Here is a 21,324-nt window from a genome sequence, read left to right as displayed (position 1 = left end):
TCGCGATCGATGGCCTGCGCGACCGTCGTCGTCGACACGGTTCCCGCGCATGCAACCGCCAGCAGGCAGGCCAGCACCTCCTCTGGCAGACTCCCGACCCGGGCCGAGACAAGTTCAGCCAAGGTGCCGGGCAGCGCGGCATCTGTACCGCGCGGATCACTGAGTAGCGCCCGTCCCAATTCCAAAGCGTAGAAAGGGTTTCCACCGGAGATCTCAGCGATGCGGGCCATGGTGGGCCGGGGAAACGACCGCCCCAGCCGGCCCGACAGCACCGAGTGCAACTTGCCCAGACTCAGCGGGCCCAGCGTCAAGTTCTGGGACGCCTCCGGGCGCAGCATTCGCAGCCACGTACTGGCCGACGCGGCGTTCGGGCGAAGGCGTTCGGTGACGAGCAGTCCCACCGGGCGGTCGAGTCTGCGGGTGACGAACGCCAGCACGTCGCGGGTGGACCGGTCGATCCACGGGATGTCGTCAACAGCGATCAACACCGGCGCCTGGGCGGCCAGACCATGCACCAGCGTGAGAAACCCGGCCGACACGGCACGAACATCATCGACGCCACCGATGATCTCGCGGTGGCCGGCCACCCGCAGCATCGCGGCACGCTGCGGCTCAGGCAGTCCCGCCCAAACCTCGGCGTCGACGTCGCTGACGAGGTCTGCCAGCCCACCGTAGGCCAGCACCGACTCGGTCTGGGCACCCTGAGCAGACAGCACAGCAAACCCGCTCTGCCGGGCACGCTGTATCGTCGCCAGCCACAACGTGGTCTTGCCGATACCTGCTTCGCCATCGATGAACAACGCCGAGGGCTGCACGCGGACGCGCTCGAGGAATTTGCCAACGCTGTGTGCCCCCGCGACTTTTTCTGCGGCTCCGAGCATTCACAAATCTTTTCAAAATTGCTGTCAGCTGTCCACGCGTCCGTCAAATACGTTGCAGGTCAACGCCCGGCGCGCACCAACTCAACGACCGGGATGACCCGCGTCGTATTGCTCTGATACTCGCCGAACTGCGGTTCCACGGCGACCTGCTTGGCGTAGACCGCGTCACGCTCGGCCCCCTCGAGCGCCCGCGCGGTGGCGCGGAACGTCTCGGTGCCCTGCTCGACGGTGACCTCCGGGTGGGCCATCAGGTTGTGGAACCAGTCCGGGTGGTTGTCGGCGCCGCCGTTGCTGGCGAAGACGAAGATTCGGCCGTCGTCCAACAACGGCACCAGTGGTGCGATGCGCTCAGTACCCGACTTCGCGCCGACGTGGTGCACCAGCACCAGCGGCTTGCCCTCGAACACCCCACCGGCCTTGCCGCCGGTGGTGCGGAACTCCGCGATCACCGTGCGGTTCATCTCGTCGATAGCTGCTTTGTCCATATGGGTTATCTACCGCGGAAACGGCAGCGGGTATTCCCGGGCGCTGCAGCTCCCTGGATTATTGATCCGTTCTGACTGACACGGGATCGTCGGGGTCCAGCGGAAGACCGGCGGGGTGCGCCACCGCCATTTTCCAGTGGTCCAGGGATAACTCCGACTAGACATCCTGCATGGTGGGGCCGAAGCGGCTGTTTGCTGCTGCATTGCTGTTCACGGCGGTCAGTGGTTGTGCTCATGAACCGCCGCCGTAAGAATCTCGTTACACGCCGCCGCCGCCCGTCGCTCCCCCGCCCCCTCCACTGCACCGGGTGCATCGTTCGTCGATGATTTGGAACGTCCCGACACCCAAGGCGGTCTCGACGCCAGATGGGAAATGCGCAGAGGTGAACCCGGCAGCCCCGCGCTGCCGGTGGAGACGGGCGCGTTCATCCGCGATGGCCACTTCGTTTCGTCCGACGACACCAACGTCTACGCAGTCCAGACGCTTCGAGGCACCATTCGTCGCATCGGCGCGGAGGGACGCTGGACGAAGGTCAGGAACGGAGGGTACGAGACCCTGGTCATGGGAATCGCAGCAGATGACAGCCTGGGCCGAAATCTGGTGCAGCTCACGGTCTCCCCCGCCAGCTGGGGCTTATCCAGGCATCGGGACGGCGACACACCTGCGCAGGTGGCCAAGGGTACGTTCAGCCCGCCCCTGGCACTGAACGGTACGTACCGGTTCGAGATGGACGTAGCGGACGGATCGGTCATAGTGCGGGTTCCGGGAGTTGAGAAAGAGGTCAGGTTGGGACCCTCGGCCTGCTCAGTGAGAGCGCATTTTGGCAGCACGTCTCGACGCCGAAGGAGCTTCCGATCGGTGAGAAATTCTGCATCGACATGGTGTGGGCTGCTGAGCAAGGTCAACCGCTGTCAGCGATACCCGCTCCTGCCGAGTGAGTTCGTACCGCCCCGAGCCCGGCGCGGCGGTGAATCCCCCGCCGTCGGATGGCGTCCATCCGAACACGATCAGGCCCCCTCGAAAGGGGGCCTGAACAGCGTGGCAGGTACAGGATTCGAACCTGTGTAGGCGTAAGCCGACGGATTTACAGTCCGCTCCCATTGGCCGCTCGGGCAACCTGCCGGGGTGCTGCGTGTGCGCTCCAAGCGCGTTCAGCAGGATACAACGACCACCGGCCCCGGACACAAACCGGCGGGTGGGGGCCGGTGTTCACGTGGTGCCGCGCAGCGGCCAAGATGGAACCAAGCACTCACACCACCATCGAGGGAGGGACGAGTCCAATGGCGGATTCATCGTTCGATGTCGTCAGCAAGGTCGACCGCCAGGAGGTCGACAACGCGCTCAACCAGGCGGCGAAAGAGCTGTCCACACGCTTCGACTTCCGCGGCACCGACACCAGCATCGAGCGGAAGGGCGAGGAGGGCATCGAGATCGTCTCCTCCACCGAGGAGCGGGTGAAGGCCGCCGTCGACGTCTTCAAGGAGAAGCTGGTGCGCCGCGACATCTCGATGAAGGCGTTCGACGCCGGGGACCCGCAGGCCAGCGGCAAGACCTACAAGGTCAGCGGCACCCTCAAACAGGGCATCAGCAGCGAGGAAGCCAAAAAGATCACCAAGCTGATCCGCGACGAGGGCCCCAAGGGGGTCAAAGCGCAGATCCAGGGCGAGGAGATCCGCGTCAGCTCCAAGAAGCGCGACGACCTGCAGGCGGTGCAGTCGCTGCTGCGCGGCGCCGACCTCGACGTCGCGGTGCAGTTCGTCAACTACCGTTGAGGCCGTCCGTCGGATGCCGCCACCGCAGCCGGCCGAACCTGGCGAAGCCGCGATCGGCGCTCAGGAATGTCGCATTGTTCTCGAGCGCGTAGGCGGCGAGATAGGCATCGGGCACATCGTTGCCGCGGGCATCGATGTCGGCAGCCAGCCGGCGGAACAGCTCCCAATGGCGTGAACCGGCCCGAAGGGCGATGGTTGCCGGAGCCCGCAGTATGGCGTCGACCGCTTCCCACGCTTCGGCCGGCGGGGTGGGCTCACGAAACACCCTGCGGTTTGTCAGAATGCGCACAAATCCACTCGTGACCACGTCTGGGATGCCGAGGGGCTCGTCGTCGTTCGCCCATTCCTCGAGGAGCATTCGGTACGCCTGATTCTCGGGCAGGTCCGCGCGGTAGGCGTACACCAGGACGTTGGTGTCAACGCATCGCATCGAGCGATGCCTCGTCATCCATGATTTCGGACAGTGAGGCGTTCGACGACAGATCCACCCCGGGCATCAGTCCACCTTCGCCCGTGGGGTGCACTGCGAATCTGTCGCGTGCGCCGATGTCTGTCGGAGTGAGTCCGCGGCGGACTGCGTCCTCGAGTACAGCGGCGACCGTCCGGCCCGTGCGCGCTGCACGCTGCTTGACTTCGCGGTAGAGCGCGTCGTCGATACGGATGGTGGTACGCACCCTGACACGTTAGCACCACCTCTAGGCATAAAGATGCTCTCCCAGGTCAGCCCCGGCGGTGGCCGATGCTCGCCAAACCCGCCCGGTAGCCGAGGCGGCAGTCCTAATGTGTCGCTATGGCACCTGCGCAGCGCGATCCCCACGTCGTCGTCCTCGGTGGCGGATCCTGGGGGACGACCGTGGCGTCGATCTGCGCCAGGCGCGGGCCGACGCTGCAGTGGGTGCGCTCGCAGGAGACCGCCGACGACATCAACCAGAACCACCGCAACTCCAAGTACCTCGGTGACGAGGTCGAGCTGGCCCACACGCTGCGGGCCACCACCGACTTCTCCGAGGCCGCCGAATGCGCCGACGTCATCGTCATGGGGGTGCCGTCCCACGGCTTCCGCAACGTGCTGACCGAGCTGGCCCGCGAACTACGCCCGTGGGTGCCCGTCGTGTCGTTGGTCAAAGGCCTCGAGCAGGGCACCAACTACCGGATGAGCCAGATCGTCACCGAGGTGCTGCCCGGCCACCCCGCGGGCATCCTGGCCGGACCGAACATCGCCCGCGAGATCGCCGAAGGGTATGCCGCAGCCGCGGTGCTGGCCATGCCTGACCCGTACCTGGCCGCCAACCTCGCACAGCTGTTCCGCACCAAGCGCTTCCGCACCTACACCACCGACGACGTCATCGGCGTCGAGATGGCCGGTGCGCTCAAGAACGTGTACGCGATCGCGGTGGGGATGGGCTACTCGTTGGGAATCGGGGAGAACACCCGCGCCATGGTGATGGCCCGCGCGGTGCGGGAGATGTCCAAGATGGGCGAAGCACTCGGCGGGCACCGCGACACGTTCGCCGGGCTGGCGGGCATGGGCGACCTGATCGTGACGTGCACCAGCCAGCGCAGCCGCAACCGGCATGTCGGCGAGCAGCTCGGCGCGGGCAAGCCGATCGACGAGATCATCGCCTCGATGAACCAGGTGGCCGAGGGCGTGAAGGCCTCCAGCGTGATCATGGAGTTCGCCGACAAGTGCGGCATCACGATGCCCATCGCGCGCGAAGTCGACGGCGTGGTCAACCACGGCTCGAGCGTGGAGCAGGCCTACCGCGGCCTGATGGTGGAGAAGCCCGGCCACGAGGTGCACGGATCGGGCTTCTGAGCCTCAGTTCATGTAGGGGTTGGTGCCCTCGGGCCGGGCCACCAACGGGTTCACCGGGTTGACGATGAAGGAACCGGCGGGACTGAGCACAAACCCGGATTGGTTCCTGCTGTCGACGCACGCCGTCATCGTCCCGTCGCCGCCGCAGCTGACGGTGCCGAAGCTCAGACGGGTGTTCGGCGGAAGCGGGGTGACCGGCCCGCGGTACATCGGGGCGGGCGACGCGCCGAAGGTCGGCACTCCACCCGAGCTGCCGCCGACCAGGTTCGCGCCTTGCGGCCCCGCAGGGATCGGGCCGTTGCAGCCGTAGCCGCCGGAGCGCTGCAGCATGCAGGTCAGCCCGGCTGTGCCGAACACGTAGGCCGAACCGTCGTAGACCGCGAAGTCCTTCGGGTTCACCGGCGCCATCGCGTTGATGTCGGGGGCCGGCGGGGTGGGTGGCGGTGGCGGTGGCTGCGCTGCGGCGAGCCCCGACCCGCTGAGGACCGCGGCCGCGGCGACACACGCGGGAGCCACGAGCCTGCCGACGAGAATTCTGCTCAGCACCATCACAGCCTATGTGTCGTCGACGAGGGCAGCAGTGTTTCAGAAGGTGAAGCTGCCGGCCGGGCTGAGGACGAAGCCGGACTGGTCGACGGTGTTGAGGCAGGACGTCACGACGCCGTCGGTGCCGCAGCTCACGGTGCGAAAGCTCATCCGGGTGCCCGGCGGAAGCGGCCGCGGGTTGTCGACGGCGCCGTACATCGGGCGGTCGGAGGTGCTGAAGTCGGGGCTGCCGCCGACCCAGCCGGTGACCAGGTTGGCGCCGCCCGGTGCCGCCGGCAGTGGACCGCTGCAGCCGTAGCTGCCGGTCTGCCGGTCCATCACACAGGTCACCCCGCCGGGAACGCCGAAGGAGTACCAGGCGCCCTCTTCGGCGGCGAAGTCCATCGGGTTCACCGGCGGCATGGCGTTGATGTTCGGTAGCGCGGGCGGGTCGGCCGCGGCGACACCCGCCAGGGCCACGGCCGCTGCCGCTGCCGTTGCCGCTGCCGCTGCCGCTGTGACTGTGAGGATTCTGGTCAGCACGCCGCTCACCCTAAGGGGCGGCTTCCGGGCGCGCACCCCGCACGCCGAGACAGCGCGCGCACCTTCGCCGGAACTGTATTCCAGCAGCCAAAATGCGCGTGCGGGCCTGCTGGAATACCGTTCCGGCGGGGATCAGTAGGGGCGGTGGCCTGCCATGGCTTCCAGCCGGGCGATCCGGTCCTCCATCGGCGGGTGCGTCGCGAACAGCTTGCCGATCTTCTCGCCCGCGCGGAACGGGTTGGCGATCATCAGGTGGGCCTGGTCGGCCAGCTGCGGCTCCGGCGGCAGCGGCGCCTGTTGCACCCCGGCACTGATCTTGCGCAACGCGCTCGCCAGCGCCAGCGGATCACCGGTGAGCTCGGCGCCGGACTGATCGGCCTGATACTCCCGCGACCGCGACACCGCCAGCCGGATGACCGTCGCAGCGATCGGACCGAGCAGCGAAACCAGAAGGATCGCAAAAGGATTGGTTCCACCGTCCCGGTTGCCGCCGAACATCGTCGCGAAGAACGCCAGGTTGGCCAGCGCGGTGATCACCGAGGCCATCGCGCCCGCCACACACGAGATGAGGATGTCCCGGTTGTAGACGTGGGACAGCTCGTGGCCGAGCACGGCCCGCAGCTCGCGTTCGTTGAGGATCCCCAGGATCCCCGTCGTGCAGCACACCGCGGCGTTGCGCGAGTTTCGGCCGGTGGCGAACGCGTTCGGGGCGGCGGTGTCGCTGACGTAGAGCCGGGGCATCGGCTGGCGGGCGGTGGTAGCGAGTTCGCGCACGATCTTGTACATCACCGGCGCCTGCATCTCGGTGACGGGCTGGGCGTGCATCGCCTTCAACGCCATCTTGTCGCTGTTGAAATACACATAGGCGTTCATGCCGACGGCGAACAGCACCGCCAAGAACATGATGTTGCGCCCGAACATGGCGCCGACACCGACGATCAGACCCGAGAACACCACCAGCAACAGGAACGTCTTCGCCCTGTTGGCGTGCGGGTGCCAAGTCATCGTGGCTTCCTCCTTGAAAGCTGCGCCGAACCTACGAGAGTCATCGCTGTACTCAACGTCCAGGTGGCACCAGCTGGTTCCTTCGGGGCTCAGCCGTCCCGGGTGATGGTGTAGTTCACCAACGTGGCCAACGCCTGACGCCCCGGCCCGTCGGGCAGCTGGGCCAGCTCCACCTCGGCCTGCTTGGCATATCCGGCCACGGCCTCCTTGGCCTTCGCGATGCCCTGTGAGGCGCGCAACAGCCGAAGTGCCTCGGCCAGGTCGTCATCGTCGTTGACCGGGCCGGACAGCAGTTCACGCAGCCGCTCGGCGTCCGGTCCGGTCTCGCGCAGCGCGTACAGCACCGGCAGGGTGTGCACACCCTCGCGCAGGTCGGTGCCCGGCACCTTCCCCGACTCGTCGGGGTCACTGTCGATGTCGATGATGTCGTCGGAGATCTGGAAGGCCGTGCCCACGATGCCGCCGAGCCGGGCCAGCCGCTCGACCTGGTCAGCGTCGGCGCCAGAGAACGTCGCCCCGAACCGGCCCGACGCCGAGATCAGACAGGCCGTCTTCTCGTAGACGACCTTGAGGTAGTGATCCACCGAGTCGACGTGGTCGGCAGTGCCGCGCGTCTCCCGCATCTGGCCGGTCACCAGCAGCGCGAAGGTGTCGGCGATGATCCGCACCGCCTCCGGACCCAGCCGTGACACCAACCGCGACGCCGTCGCGAACAGGTAGTCGCCGGCCAAGATCGCGATGTTGTTGCCCCATCGGGCGTTGGCGCTGGGCGCTCCGCGACGCATCTGCGCCTCGTCCATCACGTCGTCGTGGTACAGCGTCGCCAGGTGCACCAGCTCGATCACCGAGCCGGCGACGGTGACCTGCCAGGCGTCGGGCTCGGGCCCCAGCTGGGCGGACAAGACCGTGAACAGCGGGCGGAACCGTTTCCCGCCGGCCTGGAAGAGGTGCTGCACGGCCTCGGACATCAGTGCGTCGGCACGGCCCAACTCCTCGGACATCAGTGCCTCGACCCGGGCCACGCCGTCCCGGACATCCTGGGCGAACTGGGCATCCCCGAAGTCCACTCCTGCCACCACGTTCGCCGGTGTCCTCACACTGCCAACATACTGGGAGTCATGGACTACCCGGCGACAGGTGCGACCGAGGGGTCGAGCAGTGCTGACGTCGTCGTGGTCGGGGCCGGGCCTGCAGGATCCGCGGCGGCGGCGTGGGCGGCGCGCTCGGGACGCGACGTGCTGGTGATCGACTCTGCCCAGTTCCCCCGGGACAAGGCCTGCGGTGACGGCCTGACGCCCCGCGCGGTCGCCGAACTGCGACGCCTCGGGCTCGGTTCCTGGCTCGAGGACAAGATCGCCCACCGCGGGTTGCGGATGTCGGGGTTCGGCGCGGACGTCGAGGTGACCTGGCCGGGCCCGTCGTTCCCACCCTCGAGCAGCGCGGTGCCGCGCACCGAGCTCGACGAGCGCATCCGGCTGGTCGCCGTCGACGACGGCGCGAAGATGAAGCTCGGCGCCAAAGCCGTTGATGTACATCGTGATCCGTCAGGCCGGGTGACGGGTGTGGTGCTCGACTCCGGGGAGATGATCCGGTGCGCCGACTTGATCGTCGCCGACGGCGCCCGCTCCACCCTGGGCCGCATCCTCGGCCGCGAATGGCACAAGGAGACTGTCTACGGGGTGGCGATCCGCGGCTACATCGCCACCCCGCGCAGCAACGAACCGTGGATCACCTCCCACCTGGAGCTGCGCTCCCCCGCCGGTGAGGTGCTGCCGGGGTACGGCTGGATCTTCCCGCTGGGCAACGGTGAGGTGAACATCGGTGTCGGGGCGCTGGCCACCTCGAAACGACCCGCCGACGCGGCGCTGCGACCGCTGATGAGCTACTACACCGAGCTGCGCCGCGAGGAGTGGGGCTTCGACGGCGAACCGCGGGCCGGGCTGTCGGCGCTGCTGCCGATGGGCGGCGCCGTCTCCGGGGTGGCCGGGCGCAACTGGATGCTGATCGGTGACGCCGCGGCGTGCGTGAACCCGCTCAACGGCGAGGGCATCGACTACGGGCTGGAGACCGGCAGGCTGGCCGTGGATCTGCTGGGGCTCGACGACTACTCGCGGGCGTGGCCGGCGGTGCTGCACGAGCATTACGCGCAGGGGTTCTCGGTGGCCCGCCGGCTGGCGCTGCTGTTGACGTTCCCGCGGTTCCTGCCGGCAGCCGGGCCGCTGGCGATGCGGTCGTCGGCATTGATGAAGATCGCGGTGCGGGTGATGGGCAACTTCGTCACCGACGAGGACGCCGACGCGGTGGCCCAGGTGTGGCGCGGGGCGGGCCGGCTGTCGGGCCGGATCGACGTCCGCCGCCCCTTCACATGACGTCGGTGTACCGCGCACCGTTGCGCTCCCGCCGCGACGAGGTTGACCCGCAGGCCACCCTGGAGCGGGCACATACGTTGGGGCTGTGCGGGTTCGGCGGTGGTGGTGACCCGGAGCGGCTTGCCCGTCGCGTCGAGCGCTTCGCCGAGGTGCCCGACGGGTCCTTCGTGTGGAGCCGCGACGGCGACGGGCTGTACTGGCTGGGCCGGCTCGACGGGCCGTACTTCTACGATGCCGAGGGCGAGAGCGTCGACCTGGTTCATGTCCGGGCATGCCGGTGGCTGGCGACCCCGATCACCGAGTCTGCGGCGCCCCCTGCGGTCATCGCCACCTTCGGCCGGGGCGGGCGCAATTTCCAGCAGATCGACGATCCGGACGTCGGCGGTCAGTCCGCGCGGCTGTGGGAGCGAACCTAGCCGAGCGAGTGCGCGAAGCCGCTGAGATCACGGACGCTGGCGCCGAACACCTCCGGCATCGTGGCGCCCAACAGCAGGTCCCCGCCGTGGCAGGTGCCCGCCACCACCCGCCCCACGGTGGGCACCCCGGCGCGCAGCAACCTGCGGTAGTACTGCAGGCCCTCGTCGCGCAGCGGGTCCAGTTCGTTCACTGAGATCACGTGCGGCGGAAGTCCTTTCAGCTCATCGTCGGTGGCCATCGCCGCCCAGCACGTCGCATCCTGAGCATGGGTTCCGTCGGGGTCATACAGCGATCCGAGCAGCGCGGCCTGCTCGCGGCTGATGAAGTATCCGTCGTTCTCCTCGAGTGACGGCAGGTCCTCACACTGGTCAAGCCACCGATTCGAGATGAACGGGCATTGTGCATAGAAGCCTGCAATCTCGTCGATCCAACCCTCCCGTTTCGCCTTATGCGCCAACGTCAGTGTCAGGTTGCCACCGCCGGATTCCCCGGATGCGACGATGTGGCTGATGCCGAGATCGCGGCGGTTGGCGCTGACCCAGCGGGCGGCTGACGCGCAGTCGTCGAGCCCGGCCGGGAACGGATGTGAGCCCAATTTGGCGCTGGAGTTGCGGAATTCGACCCCGACGACGACGAGACCGGTCGCGGCGAGATGTTCACGCAGCCGGACGTAGCACAGGTCCGTCGCGCTGCCGATCGCCATCCCGCCGCCATGCAGGTGCAGGATGGCCGGCAGTGGGACATCAGCGTGTCCAGGCCTGCTGATGTAGAGCGTGATGTCGTGGCCGTCGACACCGGTGATGGTTTTCGTGGTCGACGACACCCCGTCGGGCTCGGTGACGTCGTGGGCCAGCGTTTCGAAGATCATGCCGATGGCTTCTTCGCTCATCGCCGCGAACGCGTGCCGCTCTTCCAGCGGGGAGTCGACAGTAAGCCCGCTCGACGGCATCGGTCCGTCCAGACCGAATCGGGCGAATGCCTCGACCATGCGGGGGTCTGAGCGCGGGTCGGTGCCCAGCGTGGTGTCGGGGTCGGCGAGGCGTCCGTGCGGCATGGTCGTGACGGTAGCGCTGTTGGGTGCGCTGAATGCGGGTTTCGCGGGCGGCGAACGCGCGCAGATGTACGTCTGTGGCGGCGCGTCGGCGTGCAGACGCGCGCGTTCGCGGGACGCAGCTACTGCGGCTTGGTGGCGGCGTGCAGGGCGACGATGCCCCCGGTCAGGTTGCGCCACCGCACGTCGGTCCAGCCGGCGTCACCGATGCGCCGCGCGAGCTCGGGTTGCTCCGGCCACGCCCGGATCGACTCCGCCAGATACACATAGGCGTCGGGGTTCGACGACACCGCACGGGCGATCCGCGGCAGCGCCTGCATCAGATATTCCTTGTACACCGTGGAGAACAGCGTGTTGGTCGGCGTCGAGAACTCACACACCACCAGCCGTCCCCCGGGGCGTGTCACCCGAGCCATCTCCCGCAACCCCGCGGCGTGGTCGACGACGTTGCGCAGGCCGAAGCTGATCGTCACCGCGTCGAAGACCCCGTCGTCGAACGGCAGCCGGGTGGCATCACCCGCCACCTTCGGCACCCGGCGCCCCGCGCCCGCGGCGAGCATGCCGACGGAGAAGTCTGCGGCCACGCACCACGCGCCCGAGGCCGCAAGCTCCTCGGTCGACACGGCGGTGCCGGCCGCCAGGTCGAGCACCTTGTCGCCGGGCCCGATTCTCAGGGCCTCGCGGGTGGCGCGGCGCCCGAACCGGTCCTGGCCCAGCGAGAGCACGGTGTTGGTCAGGTCGTAGCGGCGTGCGACGCCGTCGAACATCGACGCCACCTCATGGGGATTCTTCTCCAGCGACGCGCGATTCACCCGACCGACGCTACCTGTGAACCTGCTTGTGATGGGAATGCGCGGTGGCGGTGTGCGCATTGACCCACCCATGACCGAAAAGATCTGGTTCATCACCGGCACCTCCCGCGGCTTCGGCCGCGAATGGACGATCGCGGCGCTCAAGCGTGGCGACAAGGTCGCCGCCACCGCACGAGACGTGTCCACCCTCGAGGACCTGGTCGCCGAGTTCGGCGACGCGCTGCTGCCGATCACGCTGGACGTCACCGACCGGGCGGCCGACTTCGCCGCCGTCGAACAGGCCCACAAACATTTCGGCCGGCTCGACATCGTCGTCAACAACGCCGGCTACGGACAGTTCGGGTTCATCGAGGAAATCTCCGAAGCCGAGGCGCGCGCTCAGATCGAGACCAACGTGTTCGGTGCGCTGTGGATCACCCAGGCCGCGCTCCCCTTCCTGCGGGCGCAACGCAGCGGCCACATCATCCAGGTGTCTTCGATCGGCGGCATCACCGCGTTCCCCAATGTCGGCATGTACCACGCGTCGAAGTGGGCGCTGGAAGGCTTCTCCCAGGCTCTCGCCCAGGAGGTGGCGCCCTTCGGGGTGCATGTCACGCTGATCGAGCCGGGGGGCTTCGCCACCGACTGGGCCGGCCCGTCGGCCAAGCGCGCCGAACCGCTGCCCGACTACGCCGACGTACATGCCACCGCCGCCCAGGAACGTGCGTCCCGCAACTCCGCGCCCGGCGACCCGCAGGCCTCCGCGCGCGCGATCCTCAAGGTCGTCGACGCGGCGGAACCGCCGCTGCGGGTGTTCTTCGGCGAGGTGCCGCTGCAACTGGCCAAGGCCGACTACGAGAACCGGCTCGCGACCTGGGAGCAGTGGCAGCCGGTGGCGGTCGAAGCGCAAGGCTGAGGCGAGCCGACGTAGCTCGCGTCGACGTCACCGTTTGATGTCTCTGCGATCGGGCTAACCGACAACCATCGGGTCCCGACTGCGGCAGGAGATGTGATGCCGGCGAATGTCACTCAGAAGCTGATCGAATCACATCTGGTATCCGGTCAAATGACGCCCGGCGAGGAGATCGCGCTGCGCATCGACCAGACGTTGACCCAGGACGCCACCGGCACACTGGTGATGCAGGAGCTCGAGGCGCTCGAGCTGGACACCGCGCGTACCGAGGTCAGCGTGCAGTACGTCGACCACAACCTGTTGCAGACCGACGAGAAGAACGCCGAGGACCACGAGTATCTGCGCACCGCCGCAGAGCGGTTCGGCCTGTGGTTCTCGAAGCCCGGCAACGGGGTGTCTCATCCCACGCACATGCAACGGTTCGGCGTCCCGGGTCAGACGATGGTCGGCTCGGACTCCCACACTCCGGCCGCGGGTTCGCTGGGGATGTTGGCCATCGGCGTCGGCGGACTGGAGGTGGCGGTTGCCATCACAGGCAGACCGCTGCACCTGCGCATGCCCGAGGTGTGGGGCGTGCGGCTGGAGGGTGAGCTGCCACAGTGGTGTTCGGCCAAGGACGTCATCCTCGAGATGCTGCGCCGCCACGATGTCAAGGGCGGCGTCAACCGGATCATCGAGTACCACGGACCCGGGCTGGCCTCGCTGACGGCGATGGATCGGCACGTCATCGCCAACATGGGCGCCGAACTCGGCGCCACCACCACGGTGTTCCCCAGCGACGAGGCGGTGCGCGACTTCCTGCGCGCCGAGGAACGCGAGGACGATTGGGGCGAACTGGTCGCCGACGACGGGGCGGGCTATGACGTCGAGGACACCATCGACCTGTCCTCGCTGGAGCCGCTGATCGCCAAACCGTCGTCTCCGGGCAACGTGGTGCCGGTACGTGAAGTCGCCGGCGAGCAGATCGCTCAGGTGGTGATCGGTTCCAGCGCCAATCCCGGCCTGCGGGACTTCGCGATCGCAGCGGCGATGGTGGACGGCCGGCAGACCTCGCCCGAAGTCAGCTTCGACATCAACCCGACGTCGCGCGAGATCCTCACCGACCTCACCAAGATGGGTGCGACGACGTCGCTGATAGTCAGTGGCGGGCGCGTCCACCAGGCCGGCTGCATGGGATGCATCGGGATGGGTCAGGCGCCGGCCACCGGGCACAACTCGCTGCGCACCATGCCGCGCAACTTCCCCGGCCGGTCGGGTACCAAGGAAGACCGAGTCTGGCTGTGTTCGCCGGAGACCGCAGCCGCCTCCGCGCTCACCGGGGTGATCACCGATCCCCGGGACTGGGCACGCGAAAATGGCATGTCGTACCCGACACTCGACCTGCCGTCGCGGCACAGCATCAACACCGCGATGTTGGTGGCGCCGCTGAACCCCGATGACGCCCAGCGCGTCGAACCGGTCAAGGGCCCCAACATCTCCCGGCTACCCGACCCAGAGCCGCTGCTCGACGACTTCGAGGCCCCTGTGCTGCTCAAGACGGGCGACAACGTCTCCACCGACGAGATCTCACCCGCCGGCGCGCGGGCGCTGCCCTTCCGGTCCAACATCCCGAAGCTCGCGCTGTTCAGCTTCACCCAGATCGACGAGTCCTACCCGCAGCGTGCACAGGACGCCGGCGATACCGGGCACATCGTGGTGGGCGGCGAGAACTACGGTCAGGGTTCCTCCCGCGAGCACGCCGCAATCGCGCTGCGGCATCTGGGTCTTCGGGCGGTGATCGCGAAATCGTATGCCCGCATCCACTGGCAGAACCTGGCCAACTTCGGCGTGCTGGCACTCGAGTACGTCGACGCCGACGACTACGACGGGATCGACAGGGACGACTCGCTGGCACTGCACGGTCTGCACGAGGCGCTCCACGGCGCCGATCCGATCACCGTGGACAACGTCACCAAGAAGCCCTCGTTTCAGGTGCGCCACCGGCTGTCCCCTCGCCAACTGCGGTATGTGCTTGCCGGCGGACTGATACCGCAACTGAAAGAAGGCAGCGAGGAAACCGCTCAGGCGGCGGCGCGGCTCCGCTGACGCACCCACATCATGGCTCAGCAGCGCCCAGGACGCACCCCCGCCGATGCCCCGGCCCCGGAACAGGTCGACGCCGTCCTGGTGGCGTCCCGCGCGCTGGTCGGCATCGCCGCGGCGTCGATGGCTGGTGTCGACGACGTCGTCACGGTTCCGCAGTTCCGGGTGCTCGTCATGATCTACACCCGTGGTCCGATGAATCTCGCTTCGGTCGCCGCCGGTTTGGACGTCAACCCGTCCAACGCCAGCCGCACGTGCGAGCGGCTCATCAGAGAGGGACTGCTGGACCGCCGGCCCTCGGAAGTGGACCGCCGCAACATCGTGCTCACCCTGACCCTGCCGGGGCGCCGGTTGGTGGAGAACGTCACCCGGCGACGCCGAACGGCCATCCAGCGGATCCTGCGCCGCATGCCGGCCACCGAACGCGACGCACTCGCAAGTGCGCTCGCCGCGTTCGCCGATGCGGCCAGCGAAACCGACGACGAAGCCAGCATCCTGACACTGCTGTGGCCCGCGACGTCCTGAAACGACGAGATTGTTGCGCGTGCGCAACTGATCGACCCCTCGGGTTTCGTGATCGTCGTTTCGGGCCGGTGGGCTCGGGTACCCGGCCAAAGCGCAGCGGCACACCGACTGGTGTCCGCCACCGCGGAGGAGAAACATGGCAGAGGACGTCGCTGACTACGTGTTGAAGCGCTTGCGCGAATGGAACGTCGAGCAGGTGTTCGCCTATCCGGGCGATGGGATCAACGGCCTGGTGGCCGCTTTCGGAAGATCCGACAACAAGCCGCAGTTCATCCAGGCCCGACACGAGGAGATGGCCGCCTTCGAAGCAGTCGGCTACGCGAAGTTCTCCGGTCGCGTCGGCGTCTGCATGGCCACCTCGGGGCCGGGGGCGGTGCATCTGCTCAACGGTCTGTACGACGCCAAACTCGACCGCGTCCCGGTGGTCGCGATCGTCGGACAGACCGCACGCAGCGCAATGGGCGGCAGCTACCAGCAGGAGGTCGACCTCCAGTCCGTGCTCAAGGACGTCGCGAGTGACTACCTGGTCGAGGTCAACGTGGCCAGCCAGCTGCCCAACGCGCTGGACCGCGCGATCCGCACCGCGCTCACCCGTCGTGCCCCGACGGCGATCATCATCCCGTCCGATCTGCAGGAAGAGCCTTACGAGGCACCGGGACACGAGTTCAAGCAGGTGCCGTCGAGCGCCCCGGGCTACGAGCATCCGATGCTGGTCCCCCACGATGACCAGGTGCACCGGGCCGCCGACATCATCAACGCCGGAAGCAAACTGGCCATCCTGATCGGACAGGGTGCGCGCTCGGCTGCCACCCAGGTGCAACAGGTCGCCGAACTGACCGGCGCCGGCGTGTCCAAGGCGTTGCTGGGCAAGGATGTGCTCTCCGACGACCTGCCGTATGTCACCGGTTCGATCGGACTTCTGGGCACCCGCCCCAGTTATGAACTGATGCGCGACTGCGACACCCTGCTCATCGTCGGATCGAACTTCCCGTACAGCCAGTTCCTGCCGAAATACGGGCAGGCGCGTGCCGTTCAGATCGACATCGACGGCGCCGCGATCGGGATGCGCTACCCGACCGAACTCAACATCGTCGGCGACGCGGCGTCGACGCTGAACAAGTTGATTTCGTTGCTCGAACGCAATGAAGACCGGTCCTGGCAGGAGACGATCGTGAAGAACGTCGCCCGCTGGTGGGAAACCATTGAGCGGCAGAGCATGTTGTCCGCCAAGCCGGTGAACCCGATGCGCGTCGCGTGGGAACTGTCCGAACGGCTGCCCGCCAACGCGATCGTCACCGCCGACTCCGGATCCTCGACCAACTGGTATGCGCGCTGCGTGCGTTTCCGCAACGAGGTACGCGGGTCGCTGTCAGGCACGTTGGCCACCATGGGTCCCGGGGTGCCGTACGCGATCGGAGCCAAGTTCGCCCACCCCGACCGGCCGGTGATCGCCATGGTCGGCGACGGCGCGATGCAGATGAACGGTCTGTCCGAACTGCTGACCATCAGGCGCTACCAGGAACAGTGGACCGACCGACGGCTGATCGTGTGCGTGTTCCACAACAACGACCTCAACCAGGTCACCTGGGAACTGCGCGCCATGGGCGGCGCACCGAAGTTCGAGGAATCGCAGACCATTCCCGAGGTGTCCTATGCCAAGGTGGCCCGCGTGATGGGACTTCAGGCCATCGCCGTGGACAACGAGGACGACATCGGCTCCGCCTGGGATCAGGCGCTGGCCGCCGACGCACCGGTGGTGCTGGACATCCGGTGTGACCCCGAGGTGCCGCCGATACCGCCGCACGCCACCTACGAGCAGGCCAAGGAGCTGACCTCCTCGATCCTCAAGGGTGACCCCGAGGCCTGGCATCTGATGGTCCAGGGCGCCAAGACCAAGGCACAGGAGTTCGTCCCGCACCGCGGCTGAGTGCGGACCGCAGGGGTCACGCCGCTTTCGCGGCGCCGAGTCCGAGCACCTCGTCGTAGTGGCCGAGCAGTTCCTCGCAGATCACCGGCCAGGTCCGGCCGAGAACACTGCGGCGGGCCGCCGGTGAGTACCGACGGCGCTCGGCCACCAGATGGTCGACCGAGTGCGCCAACCGGCCTTCGAATTCGCCGACGGGCAGCAACAGGCCGGTGCGGTAGGACGCGACGAGGTCGCGTGGGCCGCCGGCGTCCGGCGCGATGACCGGCAGCCCCGAGGCCATCGCCTCCTGCACCGCCTGGCAGAACGTCTCGTGCTCACCAGGGTGCACGAAGACGTCCATGCTCGCGTACGCGGCGGCCAGCGCCTCGCCGTACAGCGAACCGGTGAAAACCGCTCGGGGAAGCACGGATCGGAGTTTGGCACCATCGACGCCGTCACCGACGACGACGAGTTGCAGATCATCGCGGTCGGCGAGCGCCGCCAGTCGTTCCACGTGCTTCTCGGGTGCCAGACGCCCGACGAAGCCGACGATCGGCTTACCTTCCGGAGACCAGGACCGGCGCAGCCGCTCGTCGCGCGCTGACGGCGCGAAGCCTGTGACATCCACTCCGCGTGCCCACTTGTGCACGCGTGGGATACCATGCGCAGCAAGGTCTTCCATCGCCGACGTGGACGGTGCGAGAGTGCGGTCGGCCCGCTTGTGCAGATGCCGGGTCCACGCCCATGCCGCTCGGGAGGCGATCCCGATGCCGTAGCTGCTTGCGAAGCCCGCGATGTCGGTCTGGAAAACCGCGACCGTCGGCACCCCCAGGTAGCGCGCTGCATGCAGGCCGCCGTAGCCGAGCAGCGCGGGCGACGCCAGGTGGACCACGTCGGGATCGAACCCACGCAGCACGCCGACCAACCGCGGCCGCGGCACACCCAACGGCAGAGACGTCACCATGGGGAACATCCGCGACGGCACCCGGTGCACGCGGATGCCCTCGTACACCCTGTCGGCCGGGGCCTGCCCGCGTGGGGTGTCCGGGGCGATGACCAACACCTCATGACCGGTACGGCGCAGATGCTCGATCACCCGGAGCACCGAGTTGGTGACGCCGTTGACATTCGGGAGGAATGATTCTGCGACGATCGCGACCCGCACACCGCGACAGTGACATCACCATCTGTCGCCGAGGTTGCCAGAAGGGATATGCCACACGAATTGCCGGGCGCAACTAGTCTCTCGACATGCGGATTTCCAGAACCACCCTGGTCATCGGAATCCTCGGGCTGCTGCTTGCGGTCGTCGGCTGCACCAACCAGATCACCGGAACCGCCCTGCGCGACCCTGCCAGGGTGCCATTGGCGCTGGCCGCCGACGGGTACGGGATCGTCGCCGGCTTCGACGACGCAACGGCACAGATCGAGATCTTCACCGAACCGCAGTGCCGGCACTGCGCCGACCTGCAAAGCGACTTCGGCGACCAACTGGCCTACCTCATCAACGTGGGCCGGCTCCAGGTCACCTACCGTCCGCTGACGTTCATGGACGACGACTACGACGGATACTCCTCGAAGGTCGCCAACGCGATGTTCCTGGCCGCACAACCGCCGGTGTCCGGAGCCGCCGCCGACGGCTCACAATTCCAGCGCTTCGTCGAAGAGCTGTGGGCCAACCAGGATTCCGGCGGGCCGGCGTTCACCGCCGACGAACTCCGCGACATGGCGGCCGCCGCGGGGATGTCCGACGCCGTGGCCGACGCTGTCGCGGGCGACGAGGCGGCGGTTGACATCGCCGAGATGGAGGACAACAACTTCGGCTACCTGTTCGAGATCGACCCGCTGCAGACCGGCACCCCAACGGTTTACGACCTCAACGGCGGCGAAAAGCTCGACATCTACGACAACAACTGGCTCGACGAACTCGTCGCGTCCTGACCGGAGGTCACCTCGCGCCGGTCCAGGCGCCGTTCCAGCATCGCGGTCATGCCGAGCGCCGCACCTGCCACCAGCCAACCGACGACCGCGATCGAGCCCGCGGGGATCACCGCCAGCGACGCATCGCGGTCGCGCACCCGCACCAGATCCGGATTGTTGGTGTCGTACTCGACGTAGATGCGCATCCCGGGTTCCAGCTCCGACGGGTACAACACGCCGAGCTCGGGACGGTAGGTCACCCGGTCGGGGGTGACGAACTCGATGGTCGAACGCCGTGGCCCGGCGTCGAGCACACTGGCCTCGGCCACCCCGAGGTGACGCTCGATCTGCCGGTCGTTGCGCCACGCGCCGAGCACCAACAGCACCGACTGCAACGTCACCAGACACGCCGCCACGACGATGCCGATCCGGATACGCCGCACGATCCGGCCGCCGCGCGTCTCCCCCGGCTCACCGTAGAGGTGCGGAATGATCAGCCGCCACAACGCTTTCAACCGAGCCAACGCTTCGCTCACCCGAGCCGCAATGTTCACAGAAGCCGTATCGTTCGCTTCGCTCACAGTGAAGCCTTGATCGACGCATGCAACGCCCGCAACGACGACCTGTCGGCCTTCACCTCCAACACCCGCATCCCGTCACCCGGCTCGTCGAGGGCATCGGCGAGTTCGCCGGCCTCGATCTGGCGGTTCTCGACGTGGTAGGCCCGACACAGCGCGCCGACGTCGACGTCGTGGGGGGTGCCGAAGATGCGCGACGACACGTCTGCGAATCTCGAATCACCCTGCTCGAGCAGTTCGAAGATGCCGCCACCGTTGTCGTTGGAGACCACGATGGTCAGGCCCTGCGGTGTCGGCTCCGTCGGCCCGATCAACAAACCCGAGCTGTCGTGCACGAAGGTCAGGTCGCCGAGAAGCGCGATGGTGCGGCTCCCGCCGGCACGTTCGAACGCCAGCGCCGCGCCGATCGCGGTGGACACCGTGCCGTCGATGCCCGCCACGCCGCGGTTGGAACGCACCTTGACCCCGGTGGCGTCGAACCCCACCAGCGCGATGTCGCGGACCGGGTTCGACGCGCCCAGCACCAGCTGGTCACCCGGCCGCACCGCGTCCGCCACCGCCGCGGCGACGTGCAGGCCGGTGGTCAACGGATGGGCGGCCAGCTGTTCGCGTACCGCGGTGACGGCATGGTGGTTGCCCTCCTTGCAGCGACGGAGCCAGTCCGGCGACGGCGTGCCGGTGGTGACCGCGCGGGTGCCGGTCGCCTGCGAGTTGCCGGACACATCGGGCCAGCGCGGGCCGGTGGTCAGCGCGTAGACCGGCACCGAGGAGTCGGCGAGCAGCGCCGAGACCGGGCGGTGCAGTGTCGGACGGCCCAGCATGATGACCTGTTGGGGGCGCAGCAGCGGCAGCGCGAACGGATGCAGCGGGTTGCCCGCGGGCGGCGCCGTCGGCTCGGCGACCGTCGGCAGATGGTCCAGGTTCGGGTGCACGCCGGCGCCGTGCCCGGCGATGACCACCGTGTCGGGGGTCAGGTCGATGTCCAGCGGTTGGTCGAACGTCACCGGCGGCGTGTAGGTCCACGGCCTGCCGCCGGGACGGCCCTCGGGAGCGTACTGCCGGCCCGGCTCGTCGGCGTCGTCGGCGGCGGGCACCAGCGGCTCGCGCAGCGGGATGTCGAACTGCACCGGCCCAGCGTTGGCTGACCGAGATCCCATGGCCGCCACCAGAACCCGGCACGTCGCCGACCGCCACTGGGCGTTGAAGGTGTCGAGTTCACCCGACGCCCCACGCAGTTCGGGTGCCAGACCCAGGCTGATGTTGGCCCGCACCTGGGTGCCGAAGTATCCCAACTGCTCGAATGTCTGGTTGGCGCCGGTGCCCAGAAGTTCGTAGGGCCGGTTGGCCGACAGCACGATCAGCGGAACCCGGGCGTAGTTGGCCTCCACCACCGCCGGACCCAGGTTCGCCACCGCGGTGCCCGACGTCATCGCCACACAGACTGGGGCCCGCTCCGCGGCGGCCAGCCCGATCGCCAGGAAGCCCGCGGTGCGTTCGTCGATGCGCACGTGCAACCGCAGCCGGCCGGCGCGGTCGGCGTCGTGCAGCGCGAACGCCAGCGGAGCGTTGCGTGACCCCGGACACAGCACGACGTCGCGGACACCGCCGCGGATCAGCTCGTCGACGACCACCCGGGACTGCGCCGTCGAGGGGTTCATCCCTACAGACTATCGGCGAAGAAATTCAGGATCGCGGTGTTGACGACCTCGGGCTTCTCGATGAACCCGAGGTGCCCGGTGCCGGG

The 21,324-nt window shown here is 67.9% G+C and carries 23 protein-coding genes and 1 tRNA gene; 9 read left to right on the top strand and 15 right to left on the bottom strand.

Annotated features, from left to right (window positions below; genetic code table 11):
- The 3 genes from WA944_RS02280 to WA944_RS02270 form a co-directional block, all read right to left on the bottom strand.
- The coding region (locus tag WA944_RS02280) for an AAA family ATPase (RefSeq protein ID WP_526610251.1) at nucleotides 1-881 on the bottom strand (881 nt) is incomplete at its 3' end.
- Between the two features lie 59 nt (nucleotides 882-940).
- Nucleotides 941-1,366, bottom strand: a complete 426-nt coding sequence (locus WA944_RS02275; protein WP_526370920.1) for a nitroreductase family deazaflavin-dependent oxidoreductase — start codon at nucleotides 1,364-1,366, stop codon at nucleotides 941-943.
- Nucleotides 1,367-2,406: 1,040 nt separating this feature from the next.
- Nucleotides 2,407-2,489: transfer RNA gene (locus WA944_RS02270), tRNA-Tyr, on the bottom strand.
- A gap of 158 nt (nucleotides 2,490-2,647) precedes the next feature.
- Between WA944_RS02270 and WA944_RS02265 the strand changes: the two genes are divergently transcribed.
- Complete coding sequence (locus WA944_RS02265) at nucleotides 2,648-3,139, top strand: YajQ family cyclic di-GMP-binding protein (RefSeq protein WP_526610536.1); 492 nt, start codon at nucleotides 2,648-2,650, stop codon at nucleotides 3,137-3,139.
- Here WA944_RS02265 and WA944_RS02260 read toward each other — a convergent pair.
- The gene (locus tag WA944_RS02260) at nucleotides 3,126-3,569 is read right to left on the bottom strand and encodes a type II toxin-antitoxin system VapC family toxin (protein ID WP_526370712.1); all 444 of its coding nucleotides are present in this window, start codon (nucleotides 3,567-3,569) and stop codon (nucleotides 3,126-3,128) included. The genes WA944_RS02265 and WA944_RS02260 overlap by 14 nt on opposite strands.
- Nucleotides 3,556-3,813: a ribbon-helix-helix protein, CopG family gene (locus WA944_RS02255; protein WP_526370714.1), complete on the bottom strand. Its 258-nt coding sequence runs from the start codon at nucleotides 3,811-3,813 to the stop codon at nucleotides 3,556-3,558. Before WA944_RS02255 ends, WA944_RS02260 begins: the two co-directional genes overlap by 14 nt.
- Before the next feature lie 116 nt (nucleotides 3,814-3,929).
- Between WA944_RS02255 and WA944_RS02250 the strand changes: the two genes are divergently transcribed.
- Nucleotides 3,930-4,955, top strand: a complete 1,026-nt coding sequence (locus WA944_RS02250; protein ID WP_526370716.1) for an NAD(P)H-dependent glycerol-3-phosphate dehydrogenase — start codon at nucleotides 3,930-3,932, stop codon at nucleotides 4,953-4,955.
- 3 nt (nucleotides 4,956-4,958) lie between these two features.
- On the opposite strand, the gene WA944_RS02245 is transcribed toward WA944_RS02250, so the two are convergent.
- From WA944_RS02245 to grcC1, 4 genes are all read right to left on the bottom strand, one after another.
- Nucleotides 4,959-5,504, bottom strand: coding sequence for a hypothetical protein (locus WA944_RS02245; protein ID WP_526370718.1), 546 nt, complete (start codon nucleotides 5,502-5,504; stop codon nucleotides 4,959-4,961).
- 36 nt (nucleotides 5,505-5,540) lie between these two features.
- The gene (locus WA944_RS02240) at nucleotides 5,541-6,023 is read right to left on the bottom strand and encodes a hypothetical protein (RefSeq protein WP_526370720.1); all 483 of its coding nucleotides are present in this window, start codon (nucleotides 6,021-6,023) and stop codon (nucleotides 5,541-5,543) included.
- 132 nt (nucleotides 6,024-6,155) lie between these two features.
- A complete protein-coding gene (gene htpX, locus WA944_RS02235; protein ID WP_526370722.1) occupies nucleotides 6,156-7,028 on the bottom strand; it encodes a zinc metalloprotease HtpX in 873 nt (290 codons plus the stop codon).
- A gap of 89 nt (nucleotides 7,029-7,117) precedes the next feature.
- Complete coding sequence (gene grcC1 / locus WA944_RS02230; protein ID WP_526370724.1) at nucleotides 7,118-8,125, bottom strand: nonaprenyl/(2E,6E)-farnesyl/geranylgeranyl diphosphat synthase; 1,008 nt, start codon at nucleotides 8,123-8,125, stop codon at nucleotides 7,118-7,120.
- Nucleotides 8,126-8,146: 21 nt separating this feature from the next.
- Between grcC1 and menJ the strand changes: the two genes are divergently transcribed.
- On the top strand, nucleotides 8,147-9,397 hold the full coding sequence (gene menJ / locus WA944_RS02225; protein WP_526610530.1) for a menaquinone reductase MenJ: 1,251 nt from the start codon (nucleotides 8,147-8,149) through the stop codon (nucleotides 9,395-9,397).
- On the top strand, nucleotides 9,394-9,813 hold the full coding sequence (locus WA944_RS02220; protein WP_526370728.1) for a GAF domain-containing protein: 420 nt from the start codon (nucleotides 9,394-9,396) through the stop codon (nucleotides 9,811-9,813). Before menJ ends, WA944_RS02220 begins: the two co-directional genes overlap by 4 nt.
- On the opposite strand, the gene WA944_RS02215 is transcribed toward WA944_RS02220, so the two are convergent.
- Both WA944_RS02215 and WA944_RS02210 read right to left on the bottom strand, forming a co-directional pair.
- Nucleotides 9,810-10,868 (bottom strand): alpha/beta hydrolase, encoded by a 1,059-nt coding sequence (locus WA944_RS02215; RefSeq protein WP_526370730.1) that lies wholly within the window; start codon nucleotides 10,866-10,868, stop codon nucleotides 9,810-9,812. The genes WA944_RS02220 and WA944_RS02215 overlap by 4 nt on opposite strands.
- Before the next feature lie 119 nt (nucleotides 10,869-10,987).
- The gene (locus WA944_RS02210) at nucleotides 10,988-11,677 is read right to left on the bottom strand and encodes a demethylmenaquinone methyltransferase (protein ID WP_526646205.1); all 690 of its coding nucleotides are present in this window, start codon (nucleotides 11,675-11,677) and stop codon (nucleotides 10,988-10,990) included.
- Between the two features lie 70 nt (nucleotides 11,678-11,747).
- On the opposite strand from WA944_RS02210, the gene WA944_RS02205 reads away from it, so the two are divergent.
- From WA944_RS02205 to WA944_RS02190, 4 genes are all read left to right on the top strand, one after another.
- A complete protein-coding gene (locus tag WA944_RS02205; protein WP_526370734.1) occupies nucleotides 11,748-12,572 on the top strand; it encodes an SDR family oxidoreductase in 825 nt (274 codons plus the stop codon).
- 96 nt (nucleotides 12,573-12,668) lie between these two features.
- Nucleotides 12,669-14,654, top strand: coding sequence for an aconitate hydratase (locus WA944_RS02200; protein WP_526370736.1), 1,986 nt, complete (start codon nucleotides 12,669-12,671; stop codon nucleotides 14,652-14,654).
- 12 nt (nucleotides 14,655-14,666) lie between these two features.
- Entirely contained in the window at nucleotides 14,667-15,176 is a 510-nt protein-coding gene (locus tag WA944_RS02195; protein WP_526610526.1) for a MarR family winged helix-turn-helix transcriptional regulator, read from the top strand.
- Between the two features lie 136 nt (nucleotides 15,177-15,312).
- Nucleotides 15,313-17,103, top strand: a complete 1,791-nt coding sequence (locus WA944_RS02190; RefSeq protein WP_526646203.1) for a thiamine pyrophosphate-requiring protein — start codon at nucleotides 15,313-15,315, stop codon at nucleotides 17,101-17,103.
- Between the two features lie 16 nt (nucleotides 17,104-17,119).
- Here WA944_RS02190 and WA944_RS02185 read toward each other — a convergent pair whose 3' ends face one another.
- The gene (locus tag WA944_RS02185; protein WP_526370742.1) at nucleotides 17,120-18,247 is read right to left on the bottom strand and encodes a glycosyltransferase family 4 protein; all 1,128 of its coding nucleotides are present in this window, start codon (nucleotides 18,245-18,247) and stop codon (nucleotides 17,120-17,122) included.
- Nucleotides 18,248-18,333: 86 nt separating this feature from the next.
- Here WA944_RS02185 and WA944_RS02180 point away from each other — a divergent pair, with 86 nt between their 5' ends.
- Complete coding sequence (locus WA944_RS02180) at nucleotides 18,334-19,023, top strand: DsbA family protein (RefSeq protein WP_526370744.1); 690 nt, start codon at nucleotides 18,334-18,336, stop codon at nucleotides 19,021-19,023.
- Here WA944_RS02180 and WA944_RS02175 read toward each other — a convergent pair.
- From WA944_RS02175 to WA944_RS02165, 3 genes are all read right to left on the bottom strand, one after another.
- Nucleotides 18,984-19,538 (bottom strand): DUF3592 domain-containing protein, encoded by a 555-nt coding sequence (locus WA944_RS02175; RefSeq protein WP_526370746.1) that lies wholly within the window; start codon nucleotides 19,536-19,538, stop codon nucleotides 18,984-18,986. The genes WA944_RS02180 and WA944_RS02175 overlap by 40 nt on opposite strands.
- Before the next feature lie 41 nt (nucleotides 19,539-19,579).
- Entirely contained in the window at nucleotides 19,580-21,238 is a 1,659-nt protein-coding gene (gene menD / locus WA944_RS02170) for a 2-succinyl-5-enolpyruvyl-6-hydroxy-3-cyclohexene-1-carboxylic-acid synthase (RefSeq protein WP_526610523.1), read from the bottom strand.
- Between the two features lie 2 nt (nucleotides 21,239-21,240).
- Nucleotides 21,241-21,324 (bottom strand): alpha/beta fold hydrolase (locus tag WA944_RS02165; RefSeq protein ID WP_526646207.1); only part of this gene is annotated, 84 nt, incomplete at its 5' end.

Origin of the sequence: Mycobacterium sp. (genome assembly GCF_049683355.1) — a bacterium.
GTDB lineage: Bacteria > Actinomycetota > Actinomycetes > Mycobacteriales > Mycobacteriaceae > Mycobacterium.
Note: the sequence above shows the minus strand (reverse complement) of the source record. Positions and strands in the feature narration are given on the sequence as shown.